This is a genomic window from Borreliella americana, assembly GCF_032595795.2.
GTDB classification, from domain to species: domain Bacteria; phylum Spirochaetota; class Spirochaetia; order Borreliales; family Borreliaceae; genus Borreliella; species Borreliella americana.
The window spans coordinates 859299-879736 of record NZ_CP132449.1 but is presented as its reverse complement, the minus strand read 5'-3'; the positions used below and the strand labels follow the sequence as shown (position 1 = coordinate 879736).

Below are 20438 nucleotides of genomic sequence, written 5' to 3'. Positions count from 1 at the left end.
TTGTACATAAATGATCATAAATTTTCCATAGCAATATAAGAAATTTTAGAAATCTTGTTTATAACTATTTGTGCCTTAATCATCTCCTTCAAATAAGAAACATGAGAAATTATGCCAATTTGTCGTCCAGTCATCATTTGAAACTTAGAAAGCTTAGGCATAACTTGAGCCAAAGTATCTTCATCAAGATTGCCAAAACCTTCATCTAGAAAAAAAGCTTCAATTTTTAAATCACTATCCCTTATTTTATCAGACAAAGCTAATGACAAAGCTAATGACACAAGAAATTTCTCACCCCCAGACAAAGTTTTTACCGTTCTTATTTTATTAACATCTTTTTTATCTTCAATTAAAAAATCAAATTCTTTGCTCTCATTATTTGTTTTAAGCTCAAAATCGGGGAAAATCCACCTTAAATACTTTTCATTTGCCAGTCTTAAAATATCATTAATCAAAAAAGTTTGAACATAATATTTCAATCCAGAAGATCTAATAATCACCTTCCTTAAAACATCTAACTTATCTCTCCTTTCTTTAGCAAGATTTAATTCAACTCTTATCGAATCTAAATTAACTTTTTGTTGATTAATCTTTTTTTGAAGAGTTTGAAAATTTAAAAGCTTGATTTTATACTTTTCGATATCTCTGGATAAAAATTCAAGCTTAGAGCTAATTGATAAACTAAATTTTTGCAAGAAATATAGACTATTCTTATTGATTTGCTCCAAGGCAGTTTCTGATTCAAAAGAAAATGAACTAAAAAAAACATTTTTTAAATTTGAAATTATATTAATAAAACTATTTTGCTCTTCATTTAATCTCGCTTTTAAAGTCAATATAGATTCCTTTATAAATTTAATTTGTGTTTCAGTTTTAATTTTTAAATCTTCTAAATTTTTAAGATTTAAAAGAAGTATATTCCATTCATTTTCTACACTTTTCTGCTTAGCCAAAACAACATTAAATTCCCTTTCCAAAGAAGAATAATCACTAAAACTTAAATTTAAATTAAGTTTTAATAATAAATCCTTAATCTTTAAAAGATTTTGATCAAAATTTTTATTTTTCAAAGAAATTTCAATTTTTAACGCTTTTTTCCTAACCTTAAATTGCTCAAGCTTTTCTAATTTATTTTCAAATGCTAAAATTTTTTTTCTGTCAAAATAATTTATGTATTTGTCAAATAAATTTTTTCCAATCAATTTTAAAATCTCAGCATTATTCTTTTTAAACTCCAAAGCATTAATCTCTTGTTTAGAGATTTCTTCTTGTCTGCAAGATAGCTGATATTTAAGCTCATCAATTTGATTTTGTATCAAATGAAGTTTTGAATTTAAAGCGTAAAGCTCTTTCAAACTGCAAACCGATAATTTATCTTTATGCTGATAATTTTTATATTCAGCTTCAATATATTTTAACTTTTCTTTATCATTTTCAATAGAAAAATTTTTATCATCAAGATATTTTAACAACTCTTTATACAAGTCAATCTTAATAATATTTTTTTCCTTATTTTTATTAAAATCTTCCTTGTCATTAGATTTCAATAAAAATTCTAACCTATCTCTATATTTTGAAATTAACTCATCATTAAAAGTTTGAAACAATTTCAATGCTTCATAGTAAACATATTTGTCAAAATCAAAATTAGATTTCTCAGAAGAAATGCTTTTAATCTCATCATTTTTTTTACTCTGAGATATTAATAATTCTTTTTTTTTATCCTCAAGATTATTTTTCCTTAAAAGCAAGCTTTGATAATCATTCTTAACAAGTTTTAAGTTAAAAAGATTACAATTTTTGTTATAAAGTTCCTTAACATAATTAAAATTAAAATTATTGCTATCCAAATCTTTGATTTCTTTTAAATTACTCATCACTTTTGAAAGTTCTAAATCAAGCAATCTGATATCATTAAACAATTCACCTTGCATAGAAACTAGATTTTTCAAAGTCCAAAAATCTGAACATAAATAAATTTTTCGATCCAAATCCAAATTTTCTTTTAATTTCTTTTGAAGGGAATGATCCTGCTCTAGAGAATTTAGATATTCAATCTGAGAAGATAATTGATCCTTTAAAGAAGACATTTCAATTTCCAAATCCAAATATCTCTCATTAGATGATATTGCCTGATTACACAAAGAAATAGCCCTTCTAATATTTTCAAGATCAATTTCTAATCGATCAATATCAACTAAATCTAAATAATTCTTAAGAGATTTATACTCACTCTCATCATAATCAAGAATTGATTTTTCATAAGATTCAGAATTCAACAATTTATCTATATTAAACTTTGTGCGCTCAAAGTCACTTTTTAAATAAAATTCTAAATTATCATATTTTTTTAAATTAAAAATATTATCAATTATTGCAGCTTTTTCTTTGGGAGTTGAAGTTAAAAATTCTTGAAAATTGCCTTGTGGTAAAATTACAGTTTGACAAAATTGGTTAAAGTCTAATCGACAAAGACTTTTAATATGCTCTAAAACATCGGTTCGACCCTCAATAATCCTATTATCAAAAAAACAATTAAGCAACATGCTTTTAGGAGTTTCTATATTTTTTACATTAAGCTCAACAAAAGATTCATAAACCTTCCCAGAAATAGTAAACGTTAATTTAACATAAGCGCTAGTTTCGCCTTTTGATATAATATCTACAATTTTTTTTCCAAGTCTGTAAACACGAGCATATAACGCCAAAGTTATGCAATCTAAAATGGTGCTTTTGCCTGATCCAGTATTGCCAGAAATTAAAAAAATACCTGATTGTCTTAAAAGAAGTGTATCAAAATTTAACTCATGCTCGCCTTTATAAGAAGCAATATTTTTAAATATGAGTTTATTTATCCTCATATTCACCCAAATATCCGTTAGTTAAAACCTCATTAAAAAGAGAAATAAGCTCTTCTTCCTTAAATTTGACATCCCTAATAACGCCGTTCTCAAAATCTCGCCTCAACTTTTTCTCAAAAAAATATTTTTCATCCATTTCAAGCACCTCAAGCTCGTCAATAAAGTTGGAATCGTCTTGCAAATCCTGGCCTGAGGATAAAGAATAGGAAATAGAAACTAAATTCATAAAATTAAGCCTTGCTAAATCATAAATAGCCTCCTCAGCGCTAGTATCAACTGCCTCATTAAGTTCAATTTTCAAATAAATAGTAAAAGAATCTTCTTTTTTAAAATTAGACAAAAAATCAAGAACTTTATTCAAAGAACCTTTAACAAAGATTAATTTATTGAAAATCGGCACCGAAAATGCTTCTTGCAAAATTAATTCATTGTTATTAAAATGCAAAACATTTATGTATTTATCGCAAGTCTCATTAAATGAATATTGCATAGGAGATCCTGAATAAACAATATTATCTCTTAGTTTCATGAATTTATGAATATGTCCAAGAGCAACATAAGAAAAACTACTTCCAAAAACATTAAAAGGGATAATATAACTACCTCCCAAGGTGTCAATCTTTTTACTGCTGCCAAAAAAAGAATGCGCCATTAATATCTTGGGAATTCCTTTATAATTGTTTTCTAAAAAATTAGATAAATTTGATATCTTCTCTCTGTAGGCATTTTCTAAATTTTCAAGAAATAACTTACTGGAAGACTGATCTTCTAATCTCAAAATATTGTCAAAATTTTGGCCTAAAATAAGCCTTTCATTTATATGTGGAAGACAAACAACAATAAACTTAAGATTTTCATTATCCTTTAATAAAACTATTTGCTCATCAGAATCATATTCTGTTATTAGAAAAAAATTAAACCGTGAGAGAAGTTTTTTATTTATACTCAAATAATCCTTTTTGTCATGATTTCCAGAAATAACCACACACCATTTACAAGAAGTAAAAGAAAGCTCATAAAAAAAATTATTTACTAATCTTTGCTCTTCAAACCCAGGTCTTTTGGAATCATAAACATCCCCAGCAACAAGTAGAAGATCTATCTTTTCTTTTTTAATAAATTCTAAAAGAAAAGATAGAAAATCTTTCTGCTCATTAAGTATTGAAAAATTTTCAATTTTTTTTCCTATGTGCCAATCTGAAGTATGCAGAATTTTATAATTGCTCACAAAATACTCTCACTTTTTTTAATTCTTAAATTATATTTATATATTATAATACAATATATAAACATAGGGAATTTATGCAAAATAAAAAATTGATAATAGTTGAATCGCCAACAAAAGCCAAAACAATAAAAAAGTTTCTCGATGAATCATTTCTAGTAGAAGCATGCATGGGACATATCGTAGATCTACCAAACAATGCAAAAGAAATCCCCAAAGAATATAAAAAATACGAATGGGCAAATATTTCCATAGATTATAACAATGGATTCAATCCAATTTACATTATTCCCAGCAATAAAAAACCAATTGTATCAAAACTAAAAAAACTAGTAAAAACAATAAATGAAATATATCTTGCAACCGACCAAGACAGAGAAGGAGAAACTATAGCATTTCACTTAAAAGAAGTATTAAAAATCAAAAACTATAAACGGATGATATTTCATGAAATCACAGAAACCGCAATAATTGAATCACTAAAAAATACTAGAAATATAGACATGAACCTTGTTAATGCTGGGGAAGCTCGAAGAATATTAGACCGACTATACGGGTATACAATCTCTCCGCTACTTTGGAAAAAAGTAGCTTATGGGCTTTCTGCTGGGCGAGTACAATCTGTTGGATTAAAATTATTAATAGAAAAAGAAAAAACTAGAATAAATTTCAAAAAGGCAAATTATTATTCAATTTTACTTCAATGTAAACACGAAAAAAAAGACTTGTTGCTTGAAACAAAATTAGAAGAAATTGAAGGTAAAAATATAGCAGAGGGCAAAGACTTTGTAAATGAAACTGGAAAACTTAAAAATATCACCAAAACAATAATAATAACCCAAGATTTAATGACCGAGCTTGAAAAAGAATTAAAAAATGGACAAAAAATTGAATTAATTTCAATAGAAACTAAAAAAATAAAAATGCCTCCCCCAAAGCCATTTACTACCTCTACACTTCAACAAGAAATAAACAAGCTCCTTAAAATTGGAACAAAGCAAATCATGCAACACGCTCAAAAACTTTACGAACACGGATACATTACCTATATGAGAACAGACTCTCATAATATTGCTAAAATCGCAAAAGATAAAATCACAAAAATAATAAAAAATAAATATGGAAAAGATTATGTAGAGGAAAAAGATAGAATTTATGAAAAAGAAAAAATGGCTCAAAATGCACATGAGGCAATAAGGCCTTCTGAAATGTTTATTCCAAATGAAACCATAGAAATAGAAAGCAAAACCGCTAAAGAAATTTACAAAATAATATGGGATAGAACCATTATTTCTGGAATGAAAGATGCAATAAAAGAAAATATAAAACTGACTTTTAAATATAAAAACTTAATTTTTAGATCAAGTTTTACAAAAATAATTTTTGATGGATTTCTTAAACATACTAAAGAAAAAGATGAATATCTTAACATAAATTTTGACTTAATTAAAAAGGGAGATATATTTTCCATAGTTAAAATGAAAACAAGCGAGCACGAAACAAAAGCCCCATTTAGATACACAGAAGCGTCTCTTGTGCAAAAAATGGAAAAAGAAGGCATAGGTCGTCCTTCGACCTATGCGACAATTATATCAACACTTTTAGAAAGAGAATATGCATTCAAACTTAACAATACATTAATGCCAACTATAAAAGGAGCTGCTGTAATAAATCTTCTTGAGAAATATTTTCCAGTACTAATTGAACTAAATTTCACCTCTAACATGGAAGAAAAATTAGACAAAATAGCAATAGGAAAGCTAGATAAAATAAAATATCTAAGTAAATTTTATAATGGAAAAAAAGGACTAAAAGATACAGTAATGCAACTAGAGCCTAAAATTGATTCCTCTGAATTTAGAACTGTTATTGAAAGTCAAAACATAGAAAATAAAAATAATAATAGCATTAATAATAACATTAATTACACAATAAACATTGGTAAATATGGACCTTATTTGATATTCAAAGGTCATAATTACTCAATTAATACAAAAACTCCGTTAGAAAATTTGTACAAAAAAGATGAAATAGAAAAAATAATAAATGAAAAAGAGTTAAAACCCAATATACTTGGGGTTGATCCTTTAACAGGGCTTAATGTAATCTTTAAAAATACAATTTATGGAAACATTGTTCAACTGGGAGAAGACACCTATGCTCCTCAAGAATATACAAAAAAAGGAAAACCTAAAAAATTAAAAATAATAAAAGCAAAAAAAGCATCAACTAAAAAAATTGACCCTGAAAACATAACATTAGAACTTGCTTTAAAATTGCTCTCACTGCCAAAACCAATCGGCAAACATCCTCAAACTAATGAACAAATCATTGCTGCAACTGGTGTTTTTGGGGATTATATTAAAACTGAGAGCGGAAGTATTGCTTGCTCGCTAAAAAAAGATTTAAAAGCATATGACATAACACTAGACAAGGCCATCAGCTTACTTAACGAAAGAGCCAATAAAGTGGGTATAATCGTTAAAATAATCACATTTTCTAAAAACAAAATCGGCAACAAAATATATATTTACAAAAAAAACGATAAATTTTATGCTAAAATTAAAAGAAAGAAAATTGATTTACCTGATAACATTAATCTTGACGAAATAAATGAGAAATATGTATTCAGCTTGTTATAAATATGAATGATTTCAAACTCCCAATTTATAAATACAAAGACGAATTAATTAAGGTCCTAAAAAAACATAATGTTTTAATTGTAGAAAGTCCAACAGGAAGTGGGAAAACTACCCAACTACCAAGAATAATATATGAAGCGGGTTTTGCAAAATTAGGAAAAATTGGAGTAACTCAACCAAGAAGAATAGCTACAATATCAATAGCTGAATATATTGCCAAGCATATTGGCGTAAATGTTGGAGAAGAAGTTGGCTATAAGATAAGATTTGAAGAAATTACAAGCCCAAAAACCAAGATCAAATTAATGACTGATGGAGTACTTCTGCAAGAACTAAAAAAAGATACACTGCTTTATGAATATGATGTAATAATAATAGACGAAGCACACGAAAGAAGTTTAAACATTGATTTTATATTGGGTCTTATTAAAGACATTTCAAGGAAAAGGGATGATTTTAAAATCATAATTTCGTCTGCTACGATAAACACAAAAATATTTTCAAAATATTTTAATAATGCACCGGTTGTTAGTATTGAAACCATCACTTACCCAGTACAAATAATATACAATCCTCCTCTTTTAAACACATCAAAAGGAATGATATTAAAAATAAAAGAAATTGTCTTCAACGTAATAAAAGAAAAAAAAGCAGGGGATATTCTTATATTTTTATCTGGAGAGAAAGAAATAAAAGAAACTATAAAAGAATTACAAGAATTAAACTCAAAAAAAAATTTAATAATATTTCCTTTATACGGTAGAATGCCTAAAGAAGCTCAAGAGCAAATATTCATGACCACGCCTAAAAATAAAAGAAAAATAATAGTGTCAACAAACATAGCAGAAACTTCAATCACAGTTGAAAATATAAAAATAGTAATAGATAGTGGAAAAGTTAAAACAAATAAATTCCAAACAAAAACTCATACTTATTCACTCCAGGAAGTTCCAATTTCAAAATCATCAGCAACTCAAAGAGCTGGTCGAGCAGGAAGACTTTCAAAAGGAACTTGCTACAGACTTTACAAAAGAGAAGATTATCAATTAAGAGAAGATTATCAAAAAGAAGAAATATATAGAACAGACCTATCTGAAGTAGTACTGAGAATGGCAGATATTGGAATTAGGGATTTTACCCACTTTGACTTTATATCAAAACCATCAACACATTCGATTCAAACTGCAAGCAAAATATTAAAATCTCTGGATGCTATAAACAATAAAAACGAACTTACAGAAATTGGGAAATATATGATACTATTCCCATTAATACCAGCACATTCAAGAGCATTAGTCGAAGCAATGATAAATTACCCACAAGCAATCTATCAAACCACAATAGGTTTATCATTTTTATCCACAAGTGGAATTTTTCTACTACCCCAAAATGAAGAAATGGAAGCCAGACAAGCTCACTTAAAATATAAAAATCCAATGGGAGATTTAATTGGATTTGTTAATATCTTTGAAGATTTTAAAAAAGCTCCAAATAAAGAAGCTTTCACAAAGGAAAATTATTTAGATCTACAAGGACTCGAAGAGATAGCAAATGTGCAAATGCAACTTGAAAACATTATTAGCAAATTAAATATACCAATAATACAAAAAGGTGTTTTTGACAACGAAGGATATTTAAAATCAATAATGAGAGGAATGAGAGATTATATTTGCTTTAAAACTTCAAAAAAGAAATATAAAACCATCAAAGCTCAAAACGTAATAATTCATCCCGGATCACTTATTAGTACAGATTCTGTAAAATATTTTGTTGCAGGAGAAATTATAGAAACTACAAAAATGTATGCAAGATCTATTGGGGTCTTAAAAAAAGAATGGATTGATGATATTATCCTTAATGAAGAGTTTAAACATAAAGACATATCTAGCAAAGAGAAACAAATAACAAATACCAGGCAGACAAAAATTATCAATGAAATCAAAATAGGGAAAAAAATTTTCAAAGCGGAATACAAAAATAACATTTATGTAATAAAAATCAACCTAGAATCGCTAAAAGAAATGATTTTTAAAAACGAACTAAACAATCAAAATAATGAAGATTTGAAAAAAAATAAAATACAATTGATGCATAAAAATATAACCGTTTTTAACAACAAAAAATTTTTAGAAACTATAGAAATAGTCAAAAACATGGGAAAAGATTGGCATTGTATAAAAAAATATGAAACAAAGAATGTAAACATTAACGAACCTGAAAAAATGAAAAATCTTTTAGAGTGTACAATGCAATTTATAAGCTCGCCCCCTAAAAAAAATGCTCTTTTTTTATCATTGGAAACAGATTATTCTGGAAATTTTAGACTAAAACCCAAACAAAATTTCACAATGGCAATAGAAGAATCTATGGAAAGCATAAAAAGCCTTATAGAAAACAAAGAATACATACAAAAGTTACATTCTATAAAAAAATTAATAAATAAAGTTTATAAAAAATTAAATTACTTTTTTTAAAAACTAAACCTTAAAAGCCTTGTTATAATGGAAAAGATAATAATCAATAGAAAAGATAATAATCAAATGTTATTCAAAGTTAACAGCAATGCTAACAATAATTTTAAATTATTTTCATTATTCTAAAAACAAAGTTTATAATAAATTATGAACTGGCTATCCTTTTTTTATGTTTTATTATTTTTAGTAATTTCTCCTTTGGAATTACAGAGCAATGATAAAGAAAATATAGAAAATTTAATAAAGCTACATATGCTTTATGATTTAACTAATAACCTGTCAAAAGAATTAGAAACAATAAATAAAATTAAACATTTTGACTTAGAAAAATATTATCTACTAATTACAAAATACTATCTAAAAATAAAAAAATATAAAGAAGCTAATACTTTTTTAAACAAAATAAACCCAAAAAAGATCAAAAATAAAAAAATAAAAAACGAAATCATTTCGCTAAAATTAAGAATAAATGAAGATAATATTAATGAAGAAGAAATTAAAAAAATTTTAAATAACGAAAAAAATATAGATGTCAAAATAATTTATCAAATATTTAGTCTTATAAAATTTAAAAATGAAAAATTAGCCACTAAAATTAAAAACCTTATACTAACAAACTATCCCAAAAGCATTTATTCTTATAAAATAAAAAGAAATGAATAAAAAAATATTAACACTGCTAGTATTGATTTTAAGCATTTCATCAGGACTAATGCTGTCCAAATCAATCACCAAAAAAGCCAAATACAAGATTATTAGAGATAATTTCATAAACAGCAATTATGTTCTAGTAAAAATTGAAAATAAAGATCTAAAATTTACCATATCAAAACCTATTTACGACAAAAAGCTAAATAATTACTTCTTCAAAGGCCAAACAACAAGCCATTTCTTAATTTCTAATAATGTTGACATTGCAATTAACACAAGTCCATACGAAGTTAAACAAAACATGTTTTTCCCAAAAGGACTATACATATATAATAAAAAAATGATTTCAAAACAAATAAATAATTACGGAGAGATTGTAATAAAACACAATAAAATTATATTAAATCCCAAAGAAGACGAAATAGAAAACTGTGATTATGGATTTAGCGGATTTTTTGTTTTAATCAAAAACGGAAAGTATAAAAAAAATTTCAAAGAAACAAAGCACCCAAGAACAATAATAGGAACTGATAAAAATAATAAACATTTATTCCTTGTTACAATAGAAGGAAGAGGTGTCAATAATAGCAAAGGAGCTTCTCTTAATGAAGCTATTGATTTTGCATTAAGATATGGTATGACTAATGCCATTAATCTAGATGGAGGAGGTTCAAGCACCCTTGTTGTAAAATCAAATAACGCCCCTTACAAATTAAACTTTACTGCAAACATCTTTGGACAGGAAAGATCTGTCCCATTTCATTTAGGAATAAAACTTCCTAATTGAAAAATCTCCAACCAATATTAAATCCAAGCATAATCTCAGTCGTTAACCCAGAAAAATTTTTATAATTAGAAAATGGAGAAATAGAAAGCATAAACAAAGGCCTAATATATAAGCCATCAAGATCGGGAATAAAAAGATCAGCAGCAAGCCCCATACTTAAAAAAAAGAGATTGAAGTTATTAGAGCCCAAATCAAAAGCATATTTAAACCCAATCAATGGAAAAAGCATTTTAACCTGCTCTTTGAAAACCATTGGATATGTTCCATAAAGCCCAAGCGAGAAATATCTTCCATTATGAGTCATAACAAAAGCCTCTTTGTAAGACATTTCAAAAAGTACATAATTTGCATCAAAAAACAAATTTAAATTAACCCCATGATCTACTCTAGTAAAATTTGAAGCAAATTTATTGGCGCCTGTTTTATCAGTATAATTAGTAAATTGATAAGAAAAACCTCCACCAAAAGAAAGTGGATAAGAAACAATTAAATTATTAGAAGAGATGAGAAATAAAATAAAAAAAAGATATTTCTTCATTAACAATCCTTAAAAATTCTAAAAAATACTATATTATTATAGTAACACACTAAAGTAGTATATAAAAAATCAAGGAAATTATGAATACAAAAACATTATATTTAATATCCTTAATTCTTTTGGCTTGCAATAAAAATAATAAAATTCCTCTCATTCAAAAATTAAATTTGCCCAAAAGCAGTATTCTTGGTTTTAGCAATAAAATGGGCATAATAATAAAAGATTATGCTTTTCTTAGTAAAAGCACTAAGAAAAATAGCGAATTGGATTATGATTACGCAATTCTACTCAGAAAAGATGAAGTAGTAAAAATTGAAAAAACACTAGAAAAAACAGAGCGCTATGGAATTGAAGGAAATTGGATCCTAGTCAACTACAGGGGAACTAAAAGATACATCTTTAGCAAAGACATAAATATAGTCAATAATCTAATAATTGAATATTCTAAATAGCTTTACTGCATAACCGGACAAAAGTCCGATCAATACAATTACTTATTTTTTTTCTTATGTCTATTTTTTCTTCTTTTTTTCTTCCTTTTATGGGTAGAAATTTTTTTTAATTTTCTTTTTCTTCCGCAAGGCACTCCCTAAATCTCCTTATCAACCTTAAAAATTAAATTCAAAATGTCATCTAAATCATCCTCTGGATGAAGCCATAAAACATCAGAAATTTTGGCAAAAAAGGTCATTTGCCTTTTTGCATATAAAAACGAATTTTTGTTTATTAAACTTATTATATCATTTAAACCATACCAAGGTCTACTTTTCCATAATAAAAACTCATTATATCCTATCCCTTTAAAAGCTGGAGTATTTTCATTGTAACCCTTACTAAATAAACCTTTAATCTCAACAAGTAATCCACTATTGAGCATTTCATTAATTCTTATTGATATTCTAGTTTTCAAATCCTCAAAAGATCTATTAAGGCCTATAGCCACAATATTTTTAAATTCGCTATTTTGTTTTTTTTGAAATTGGCTAATAGGAATTCCTGTTTGATAATAAACCTCAAGCGATCTTTTAATGCGATAAATATCATTCTTATTTAACATATTAAATCTGATGGGATCTACATTTTTTAATTCTTTTAAAAGATAAGATTTGCCCTTAAGCTCTAAAAGATTGTTTACATAAATTCTTATTTCAGAAGTAACCAAAGGTGTTGAAGGAAATCCATCCTTTAAATGCTTAAAATAAAAAGCGGTACCTCCTACAAATATGGGAATTTTTTTTTTCTGTCTTATTTCTTTTACTATTTTTAAAGCCTGTTCGTAAAAAATTCCAATAGTATATTCCTTTTCAGGATCTAAAAAATCTACTAAATGATGCTTTATATGTTTCATTAAATTTTTACTTGGCTTTGAAGAAGCTATATTAAACTCTTTATACACTTGAATAGAGTCAACATTAATAATTTCTGCTTTATTTTTTGGAAAATGAAACAAAATATTGCTTTTGCCCACAGCTGTAGGGCCAAAAATAAAAACTATTCTATCTTCCTTCAATTGAATAGCTAAATTTACCAGTTAAAACGTCATTAAAAGCTTGTCCTAATATTTTATCATCAAAAATAGCATGTTCTGCTAAAGAAATATTGTCTATGATTTGCTCTGTACGCATTATAGTTGCAACAACAAGTTCATAAAAATTTCCATCAAAATCTTGTATTTTTTTTAAAGGCACTTTAGTCATTTAAATCTCCTATACACTAACATATTAATAAGTTTAGCTAATTTTTTTCAAGTTTCTTTTATCAATTTCATCTCTAATTAATTCAAAAACCTCATTTGGGTTAATATTTGTAACATCAATCACTAAATCGGTCTCTGAAGAATAATCATCAATATCTATATTGTAAATAGCTAAATATCTTTTTTTATCATTTTCATCTCTACTAAAAGTACTGCTTAAAACATCAGAATACATGCCTCCCTCTCTAGTCATTATTCTCTCAGCTCTAACTTCCATTTTAGCATAAAGATATATTTTTAAATCAGCACTCTTAGAAATCCAAATAGCAAGACGAGATGCAAGCACTGTATTATTCTTTTTAGAAAGCACAGACAATCTATTATCAAGATATCTATCCCAATAATAATCATTTCTTCCTATTATCTCTTTTTCATAAAACTCTGAAAAAGGAATATTATGCTCTCTTGCAATATCATGAAAAGTATAATTAATAAATTCAAGACCGTAATGTTTGGCAATCATCCCGCTTACAGTAGTATTGCCACAACCACTCTTACCAGAAAGCGCTATTTTCATTCAACATTCCTTATTTGCTCTTTTATTTTTTCTAAATTTAACTTCATATTTAAAATCAAATTCTTAATATCAAGATCAACCGCCTTATTACTCATGGTTGTTATTTCTCTGTGCATTTCTTGAGAAATAAATTCAAGAACTTTGCCACATATCTCATATTCAAGATTTTTATAAAAAGTTTCTATATGAGAATCTAAGCGCATGATCTCTTCATTGATGTCCAGACGAATTGCCATTTTAGCTGCCTCTTCTGCAATATTTAAATCTCTAAATTCATCCATTAATTTAGAAATATTTTCTTTAATGCTTGCAAATAATCTGACATTTATATCACTGCAAGCATCTTTAACAATTTTAAGATCTCGCTCTATTAACACAAGGGTTGACACTATGTCTGACTTAGTATTTTCTCCTTCAAAACTTCTTCCATTATTGTAATTTAATAAGGCCTCTTCTAAAACACCCTTGAACAAACCATAAATCTCTTCTTGATGTTCACCATCCTCATCAATTATCAAAGCTCCCTTTAATGATAAAAAATCGCCCAAACTTAGCTCATTTTTAATATTAAGATTGGTATTTGCCAAAGAATCTCTAAGTCTAGAAATAGCCTCAATATAATTAGGATTAACTGTAAAATTCACACGAGGAACCAATTCTTTATATCCTACATTTAAAAAAACATTGCCTCTGCTAATATATTTTGAAATCAAATTTCTTATATCAAGATCATAACCAGAAAAAATTTCTGGCAACCTAAATTTAAATTCTAAAAACTTTCCATTATAGGATTTTAAATTAACACTAAACATATAGTTACCAATTATCTTTTCCAAATAAAAAAATCCCGTCATGCTTTTCACTATAAACACCCTTACAGAAAATCATGTAAAATAAAATTATTTCCAGCGCCCATTGTAATAAATAAGTCTCCCGATATTAATAAATTTTTTATAAAATTAATAGAGTCTTTAACATCTTTAAAAAAATAAGTATTTTTATTTATTTTTTTAATATTTAAAAACAATCTAACAGAAAGTTCATCTGGATTAAAATTTTCTCTATTTGAAAGATATATATTGTGCAAAATTAATATATCAGCAGCACTTAGAACTTCAACAAAATCAGTAAAAAATTCCTTTGTTCTTGTAAAGGTGTGGGGCATAAAATCCAAAATTATACGTTTGTTCTTATAAAAATTTTTAATACCAAAAAGTGTATTTTTAATTTCCCTAGGATGATGAGCATAATCGTCCATGTAAATCACTCCATTTTCCTCTTTAACAACTTCAACCCTTCTTTTTATACCACTATAATTTTTTGCAATTCTCTTTACTGTTTCTTCAAAATCAACAATTGATTTTCCATTACTTTCTAAAAAAAGATTTAAAGCCAAAAGTGCCGCTGAAAAATTTAATACATTATGAAATAAAACTGTCTTAAGCTCAACGTTTAACAAGCCTAAAAAAGAAAAACAAAAATATTCACTTTTAACTGAAATATTACTTATTTGAAAATCAGATAAATCTCCAGATCCATAGCTAAAAATACTTATATCTTTTCTGTTGATTTGCTTTTTAATTTTAAGCAAATTATTATCATCAGAATTAATTATTAATATTCCATTTTTCTTCAAATTATTAATATACTGTAAAAAAGCGTCTTCAAGAGCCTCATAATTTTTAAAAAAATCAACATGTTCGTAGTCAACATTAGTTAAAATAAGCAAATTGGGGCTAAAATTCAAAAAATGTTTTTTATACTCACAAGTCTCAACAATAAAAATATTACTAATACCTGCTATTGCAGAATTACCTTTAAAATCTTTAACACTTGATCCCACAATAACATTGGGATTTAACCCTAATTTGTCAAAAAGAATGCCTAAAAATGCCGTAGTGGTAGTTTTGCCATGAGAGCCTGCAATTCCAATGCTATAGTACTTTCTAGAAAGCTCGCCAAGAACCTCAGGACAAGATAAAATAGGTATATTTAACTCTTTTGCCTCAAGTAAAACTCGCAAGCTATCCTTATCATAGGCTGAAGAATATACTATTAAATCAAAAGGCCTATCAAGCTCTTTTAATGAAAACTCGTAAATATTCTCATAATAAGATATTTTATTGTTACTTAAAATTTCATCGGTATAAAATTTATCAGAAACATCTACCCCCTCTACACAATACCCTTTTGAATTTAAAAAACAAGCCAGAGAACAAGCCCCACTTCCTTTTATTCCTACAAAAAAAATATTATTCAAATCGTCAAAATCAACCTTCATAGCTCTCTTCTAAATAATCTTTTTTGTCATAAAATTTATGTATAACTATATCAATAGATAATATATTAATTATTGTATACTTAAGTACGTTCGTAATAATATAGGTTCTAAGCATTTCTGTATTATTAAGCAAGTTATTTCCAAGAGGAATGTTTAAAAACAGCTTAAAAAGGTAATTGTTTCCATCTTTTTTGATTTTAAGATCATAAACAATATAACTTCTATCATACTCAGAAACACAATGTTCAATAATTTGCCTTACAGCTCTCTTAGAAATAGATAAAACACCTTCTTCATGAAAATGGGGCCTTACAACAGATCGAATATAATTTTTCTTCCTAGCAAAAAACCATCCGCTTTTAAAAAAAACTTTAATTGAGTTTAATAGCAAATTGGGTCTAATAGACGTTATTTCAAAAGCAGCTGCTGGCACAACATGCTCCCCCATTTGCCTTGAAATCCTTGCTTTTTCTATTTCCTGTCTGGTTGAAACATCTGTTATGTAAATAGTCTTAAAAACATTTGGCAACAAAAGTCTTGAAATTATTTTATCTATCATTTTAAGACTTGTTCCTAATATTAATATTTTATTAAATTCCTCTTTTGCAAGCACCTCAAGCATCTCTCTACAATGAGCATCATCTTCAAATACAGATCGCCTTACCGCCTTAAAAACATTATCTTCAAACTTAGCAGAACTTCCAGCAATAATTTTCATGTTTTTAATTAAAACACCATCATCAATGATTAAAGGTATTGAATATTTATCTGCTACCAAATGCGATCTAAAGCTCTTACCAGTTCCAGCAGATCCTACTAATGCATATACCTTAACTCTAACAAATTTATGCTTAATGCTAGTTGCAAAGTTTTTAACCTTGCTTAATATTTTTTTTAAAAAAAAATCACTTGAAAAACTCTGAAAATTCATAGACATTAAAAATATCTTTTACTTGCTTTAAAAATTCTAAACTAGGCTTAGAGTAAAATTCATTCTTTTTAAAAAATGCCCCATTAAATTTTACCAAAAAAGCATGTAAAAAGTAATCGCTTTTCTTGAATTTATCACAGTATTTCTTGTCATTAATTAAAGGATGATTGTTAAAGGAACACTGAGACCTTATTTGATGGGTAAAGCCTGTTTCAATAACAATCTCGGAAAGAGTGGCTCTTTTGGAAGACAATATTGGATTAACCTTTGTAATTGCATTAATATCCTCTTTATCCTCTAAAACAAAAGTTTTTTTCAACCTTTTATTTCTAAATAAATGATTTTTATAAACAACAGTTGATTTAACCTCGCCCAAAAGGATTGCAAAATATTTTTTAATTATAGATCCACCACTAAATGCCGCACTCAGCTTTCTTGCAGTATTTATATTTTTTGCAAAAATAATAATACCAGAGGTATTTCTGTCAAGCCTATGAACTGCCGAAGGCTTAAAGCTTAGAGATCTTAAATTTTGACTTAAAAGATAAGCATTCACTAAAAAATCAAGAGAATTTTTACCTCCATGAACTAAAATGCCTCTTTGCTTATCCAAAACAAGCAAATCGCTGTCTTCATAAATTATTCTTTTTTTAATATATTGAAAATCAATATTGCCTTTAAAGCATTCATCAGTGGTCAAGTTCAAACTTTGGGCTAAAGATTTATACAAATAAATTTTATCGCCTTTGCAAACTCTACATGCAAAATCTGCTTTTAGACCATTTAGCCTAATATCACCCTTTCTAATATGTTTTATTATCAAAGCTTTAGATAAATTTAAAATTTTAATTAAAATTGAATCTAGTCGCTTGCCATTATCATTGGAAAGTACTTCTAAAACAATATACTTATCAAAACGCAAAAAATATCCCTAACAAACTTTACTATTTTTTTTACAAAAAAAATTAACTATTAAAAATGTAAATATAGAAACAAAAAATGATGGAAAAACGGGGTGAAAAAACCAAATATTTACACTAAAAAATAAAATGGACAAATAAAATATTAAGCCCAAAAACATAGAAGCAAAAGCAGCTATTTTGCTTACAAAATTTAAATAAAGCCCAAAAACAATAATAGGGAAAAATGAAACTTCCAAAGCTCCAAAAGCAAAAATATTAACGAAGAATAAAAAATTGGGAGGAAATAGAGAAAATATAAGTATTATTAAAATAAAAAAAATATTAGAAATCATTATTACTCTGCCAACCTTTACATCTTCTTTCAAATCCTTTTTATAAATAAATATTGACTTTATTAAAACAGACGTCATTAGGAGTAAATTTGAATCTACTGTAGACATTATTGCAGATAAAAGACCCATAAAAAACATAAAACAATAAAAAGGACTTAATACTTTTAAAGCCACATTTAAAACAACTTTATCATTTTGATTTAAATCTGGAAAAAGAATAATGGCAAAAAACCCTATTAAATGCATTAAAACAATTAAAAAGCTGATAATAAAAGTAGAAATGGGAAGAGAAAATTTTATAGCATTCTCGTCTTTAAATGCTATAAAATTATTAATAATCTGAGGTTGCCCCAATATTCCTATTCCTATTAATATCCAAAAAGAAATTATATATTGTGGCTTTAGATCAACATTTGAAGGAAGTAAAAGGCTTTTATCTAAGCTAGACGTTGCTGTTTTGAATAAATTATTAATACCTCCCCCCAAATCTAGCATCTTGGAAAACAAAATAACGGATGAAACTAGCATTAAAAATCCTTGAATCAAATCCGTATAAGCTACTGCCTTAAAACCACCAAAAAATACATAAATAAAAACCAATAAGGCAAAAAACAAAAGACCAACTACATAATCAATACCCCAAAAAACTTCTATAAGCTTAGCACCACCTATTAATTGGGCAGAAATCAAAAACATTGAAAAAAAAATCAATACAAATCCGCTCATTAACGCCAAAAAATCACTTTCATATCTATACCTAATATAATCAATAACATTAATTGCATTAATTTTTTTTGATTCGCAATTTAATTTCTGACCAACAATAATAAAAACAATTAAAGTTGTAGGAATTTGTATGGTAGCTAATAATATAAAAGATAACCCATACTTATAAACAGCAGAAGGACCAGAAATAAAACTACTAGCGCTAATATAACTAGAAGCAAATAACAAGGCCATAACAATAAAATTAATATTTCGATTTGCAAGAAAATATTTATTTAATAACAAAAACCTACCTATATTTCTTTTTTTTAAAGAAATTTAAAATAAAAAAATTATCAATAATGTATCAAGTTTTACTAATCACTAAAACAAGAAAACAAACCAAAAAAAAATTTATACTGGGGAATAAAATTCCTGAGCAAAAAAACCACAAAGGAATATTAAATATAGTAGCCGATGTGTCAATAAAATAGGCAAAACAAAACCACAATACAAACATAAAAACATACAATAATACCGAGTATAAAATCCTATTTCTCATTTAAAGCAACCTTAACAAAAGAACATTAAAATTTATAAATCCAAATATAACGTATATTATATAATATATATCATATGAATAAAAACAAACATATATTAATTGGTATATGTGGAGGAATAGCCTCTTACAAGTCAGTTTACATAGTTTCTAGTTTAGTTAAATTAGGATACAAAGTTAAAGTTGTAATGACACAAAATGCAACCAAATTTATTGCTCCATTAACTCTAGAAACCATTTCTAAGAACAAAATAATTACTAATTTATGGGATTTAGATCACAATGAGGTTGAGCATATAAAAATTGCAAAATGGGCACATCTAATTCTTATTATTCCTGCTACTTACAACACAATATCTAAAATTGCATCAGGAATTGCCGATGATGCATTAACTACAATAATAGCTGCAAGCACAGCCCCTACTTATTTTGCAATAGCAATGAATAATATAATGTATTCAAACCCTATTTTAAAAGAAAATATAAAAAAGCTTAAAGCTTATAATTATAAATTCATTGAGCCTGATAAAGGATTTTTGGCTTGCTCATCAAATGCTTTGGGGCGCCTTAAAAATGAAGATGAAATTATAAAAATAATATTGAATGAATTTAATCAAAAAGATTACCTAAAAAACAAAAAAATACTTATAACAGCATCCAGAACTGAAGAATTAATAGACCCAATCCGCTATTTTTCAAATACATCGACGGGAAAAATGGGGTTTTGCTTAGCAAAAGAGGCTGTCAAACTAGGAGCTCATGTTACAATTATTACAGGACCAACCAATGAAAATGAGCCTGAAGGGGTCAATATTATAAAAATAAAAACCGCAATGGAAATGTACAAGGAAGCTCTCAAAATATATAATAAATTTGAAATAATAATTGGAGCTGCAGCTGTTGCCGATTTTAAACCCAAACGCATTTTCAATAGTAAAATTAAAAAAAACAAAACCAACAGATTATATATAAAATTGGTAAAAAATCCCGACATAATCAAACACATAGGACACAATAAGCTTAAAAACCAAATTGTTATTGGATTTTGCGCTGAGAATTCTAAAAATTTAATTCAAAAAGCTAAAGAAAAATTAAAAAAGAAAAACTTAAACTTTATCATTGCAAATGAACTTAAATATTTTGGTTCAAACTTAAACAAGGTTTATATAATAAATAAACAAAGGACAAAAGAATTGCCAGAAATGGAAAAATCAGAAATAGCTAAAGAAATTTTAAAAATTTTATACTAATATGCT

The 20438-nt window shown here is 26.8% G+C and carries 18 protein-coding genes; 6 read left to right on the top strand and 12 right to left on the bottom strand.

Annotated features, from left to right (window positions below):
- Nucleotides 1–14 precede the first annotated feature (14 nt).
- The gene (locus QIA00_RS04190) at nt 15–2861 is read right to left on the bottom strand and encodes an AAA family ATPase (protein ID WP_316257629.1); all 2847 of its coding nucleotides are present in this window, start codon (nt 2859–2861) and stop codon (nt 15–17) included.
- Entirely contained in the window at nt 2848–4089 is a 1242-nt protein-coding gene (locus QIA00_RS04185) for an exonuclease SbcCD subunit D (protein WP_316257627.1), read from the bottom strand. The genes QIA00_RS04190 and QIA00_RS04185 overlap by 14 nt, the downstream gene beginning before the upstream one ends.
- Nucleotides 4090–4163: 74 nt before the next feature.
- Between QIA00_RS04185 and topA the strand changes: the two genes are divergently transcribed.
- The 4 genes from topA (at nt 4164) to QIA00_RS04165 (ending at nt 10640) form a co-directional block, all read left to right on the top strand.
- Nucleotides 4164–6728 (top strand): type I DNA topoisomerase, encoded by a 2565-nt coding sequence (topA, locus tag QIA00_RS04180; protein WP_316257626.1) that lies wholly within the window; start codon nt 4164–4166, stop codon nt 6726–6728.
- Between the two features lie 2 nt (nt 6729–6730).
- Nucleotides 6731–9202: an ATP-dependent RNA helicase gene (locus QIA00_RS04175; RefSeq protein WP_316257625.1), complete on the top strand. Its 2472-nt coding sequence runs from the start codon at nt 6731–6733 to the stop codon at nt 9200–9202.
- A gap of 147 nt (nt 9203–9349) precedes the next feature.
- A complete protein-coding gene (locus QIA00_RS04170) occupies nt 9350–9865 on the top strand; it encodes a hypothetical protein (protein WP_301427555.1) in 516 nt (171 codons plus the stop codon).
- Nucleotides 9858–10640, top strand: a complete 783-nt coding sequence (locus QIA00_RS04165; protein ID WP_301427554.1) for a phosphodiester glycosidase family protein — start codon at nt 9858–9860, stop codon at nt 10638–10640. Before QIA00_RS04170 ends, QIA00_RS04165 begins: the two co-directional genes overlap by 8 nt.
- Here QIA00_RS04165 and QIA00_RS04160 read toward each other — a convergent pair.
- Nucleotides 10633–11178 carry a hypothetical protein gene (locus QIA00_RS04160; RefSeq protein WP_316257624.1) on the bottom strand — a complete coding sequence of 182 codons (546 nt, stop codon included), beginning with the start codon at nt 11176–11178 and terminating at the stop codon, nt 10633–10635. The genes QIA00_RS04165 and QIA00_RS04160 overlap by 8 nt on opposite strands.
- Before the next feature lie 80 nt (nt 11179–11258).
- On the opposite strand from QIA00_RS04160, the gene QIA00_RS04155 reads away from it, so the two are divergent.
- The gene (locus QIA00_RS04155) at nt 11259–11630 is read left to right on the top strand and encodes a hypothetical protein (RefSeq protein ID WP_316257622.1); all 372 of its coding nucleotides are present in this window, start codon (nt 11259–11261) and stop codon (nt 11628–11630) included.
- 137 nt (nt 11631–11767) lie between these two features.
- On the opposite strand, the gene miaA is transcribed toward QIA00_RS04155, so the two are convergent.
- Genes miaA through QIA00_RS04110 form a run of 9 tightly spaced genes read right to left on the bottom strand, consistent with a single transcriptional unit; the run spans nt 11768 to nt 19143 of the window.
- Nucleotides 11768–12688: a tRNA (adenosine(37)-N6)-dimethylallyltransferase MiaA gene (miaA, locus tag QIA00_RS04150; protein WP_316257621.1), complete on the bottom strand. Its 921-nt coding sequence runs from the start codon at nt 12686–12688 to the stop codon at nt 11768–11770.
- Nucleotides 12675–12875, bottom strand: a complete 201-nt coding sequence (locus QIA00_RS04145) for a DNA-directed RNA polymerase subunit omega (protein WP_231014610.1) — start codon at nt 12873–12875, stop codon at nt 12675–12677. Before QIA00_RS04145 ends, miaA begins: the two co-directional genes overlap by 14 nt.
- 33 nt (nt 12876–12908) lie before the next feature.
- On the bottom strand, nt 12909–13451 hold the full coding sequence (gene cmk, locus QIA00_RS04140; protein WP_301427550.1) for a (d)CMP kinase: 543 nt from the start codon (nt 13449–13451) through the stop codon (nt 12909–12911).
- On the bottom strand, nt 13448–14314 hold the full coding sequence (locus QIA00_RS04135; protein ID WP_316257620.1) for a YicC/YloC family endoribonuclease: 867 nt from the start codon (nt 14312–14314) through the stop codon (nt 13448–13450). Before QIA00_RS04135 ends, cmk begins: the two co-directional genes overlap by 4 nt.
- Before the next feature lie 11 nt (nt 14315–14325).
- Nucleotides 14326–15732, bottom strand: coding sequence for a UDP-N-acetylmuramate--L-alanine ligase (gene murC, locus QIA00_RS04130; RefSeq protein ID WP_316257619.1), 1407 nt, complete (start codon nt 15730–15732; stop codon nt 14326–14328).
- Nucleotides 15722–16669, bottom strand: a complete 948-nt coding sequence (locus QIA00_RS04125) for a hypothetical protein (RefSeq protein WP_316257618.1) — start codon at nt 16667–16669, stop codon at nt 15722–15724. The genes murC and QIA00_RS04125 overlap by 11 nt, the downstream gene beginning before the upstream one ends.
- A complete protein-coding gene (locus QIA00_RS04120) occupies nt 16638–17585 on the bottom strand; it encodes a pseudouridine synthase family protein (protein ID WP_316257617.1) in 948 nt (315 codons plus the stop codon). Before QIA00_RS04120 ends, QIA00_RS04125 begins: the two co-directional genes overlap by 32 nt.
- A gap of 9 nt (nt 17586–17594) precedes the next feature.
- On the bottom strand, nt 17595–18941 hold the full coding sequence (gene panF, locus QIA00_RS04115; RefSeq protein ID WP_421114409.1) for a sodium/pantothenate symporter: 1347 nt from the start codon (nt 18939–18941) through the stop codon (nt 17595–17597).
- A gap of 49 nt (nt 18942–18990) precedes the next feature.
- Nucleotides 18991–19143, bottom strand: a complete 153-nt coding sequence (locus QIA00_RS04110) for a YhdT family protein (protein WP_231014707.1) — start codon at nt 19141–19143, stop codon at nt 18991–18993.
- Between the two features lie 116 nt (nt 19144–19259).
- Here QIA00_RS04110 and coaBC point away from each other — a divergent pair, with 116 nt between their 5' ends.
- Nucleotides 19260–20432 (top strand): bifunctional phosphopantothenoylcysteine decarboxylase/phosphopantothenate--cysteine ligase CoaBC, encoded by a 1173-nt coding sequence (gene coaBC / locus QIA00_RS04105; protein WP_316257614.1) that lies wholly within the window; start codon nt 19260–19262, stop codon nt 20430–20432.
- Nucleotides 20433–20438 lie beyond the last annotated feature (6 nt).

Excerpts from the sequence above, each read along its gene's own strand:
- QIA00_RS04125 (WP_316257618.1), bottom strand. The coding sequence starts at position 16,669 with ATGTCTATGAATTTTCAGAGTTTTTCAAGTGATTTTTTTTTAAAAAAA.
- QIA00_RS04175 (WP_316257625.1), top strand. The coding sequence starts at position 6,731 with ATGAATGATTTCAAACTCCCAATTTATAAATACAAAGACGAATTAATT.
- topA (WP_316257626.1), top strand. The coding sequence starts at position 4,164 with ATGCAAAATAAAAAATTGATAATAGTTGAATCGCCAACAAAAGCCAAA.
- QIA00_RS04190 (WP_316257629.1), bottom strand. The coding sequence starts at position 2,861 with ATGAGGATAAATAAACTCATATTTAAAAATATTGCTTCTTATAAAGGC.
- QIA00_RS04160 (WP_316257624.1), bottom strand. The coding sequence starts at position 11,178 with ATGAAGAAATATCTTTTTTTTATTTTATTTCTCATCTCTTCTAATAAT.
- QIA00_RS04170 (WP_301427555.1), top strand. The coding sequence starts at position 9,350 with ATGAACTGGCTATCCTTTTTTTATGTTTTATTATTTTTAGTAATTTCT.
- QIA00_RS04110 (WP_231014707.1), bottom strand. The coding sequence starts at position 19,143 with ATGTTTGTATTGTGGTTTTGTTTTGCCTATTTTATTGACACATCGGCT.
- murC (WP_316257619.1), bottom strand. The coding sequence starts at position 15,732 with ATGAAGGTTGATTTTGACGATTTGAATAATATTTTTTTTGTAGGAATA.
- QIA00_RS04155 (WP_316257622.1), top strand. The coding sequence starts at position 11,259 with ATGAATACAAAAACATTATATTTAATATCCTTAATTCTTTTGGCTTGC.
- cmk (WP_301427550.1), bottom strand. The coding sequence starts at position 13,451 with ATGAAAATAGCGCTTTCTGGTAAGAGTGGTTGTGGCAATACTACTGTA.
- QIA00_RS04165 (WP_301427554.1), top strand. The coding sequence starts at position 9,858 with ATGAATAAAAAAATATTAACACTGCTAGTATTGATTTTAAGCATTTCA.
- coaBC (WP_316257614.1), top strand. The coding sequence starts at position 19,260 with ATGAATAAAAACAAACATATATTAATTGGTATATGTGGAGGAATAGCC.
- QIA00_RS04145 (WP_231014610.1), bottom strand. The coding sequence starts at position 12,875 with ATGACTAAAGTGCCTTTAAAAAAAATACAAGATTTTGATGGAAATTTT.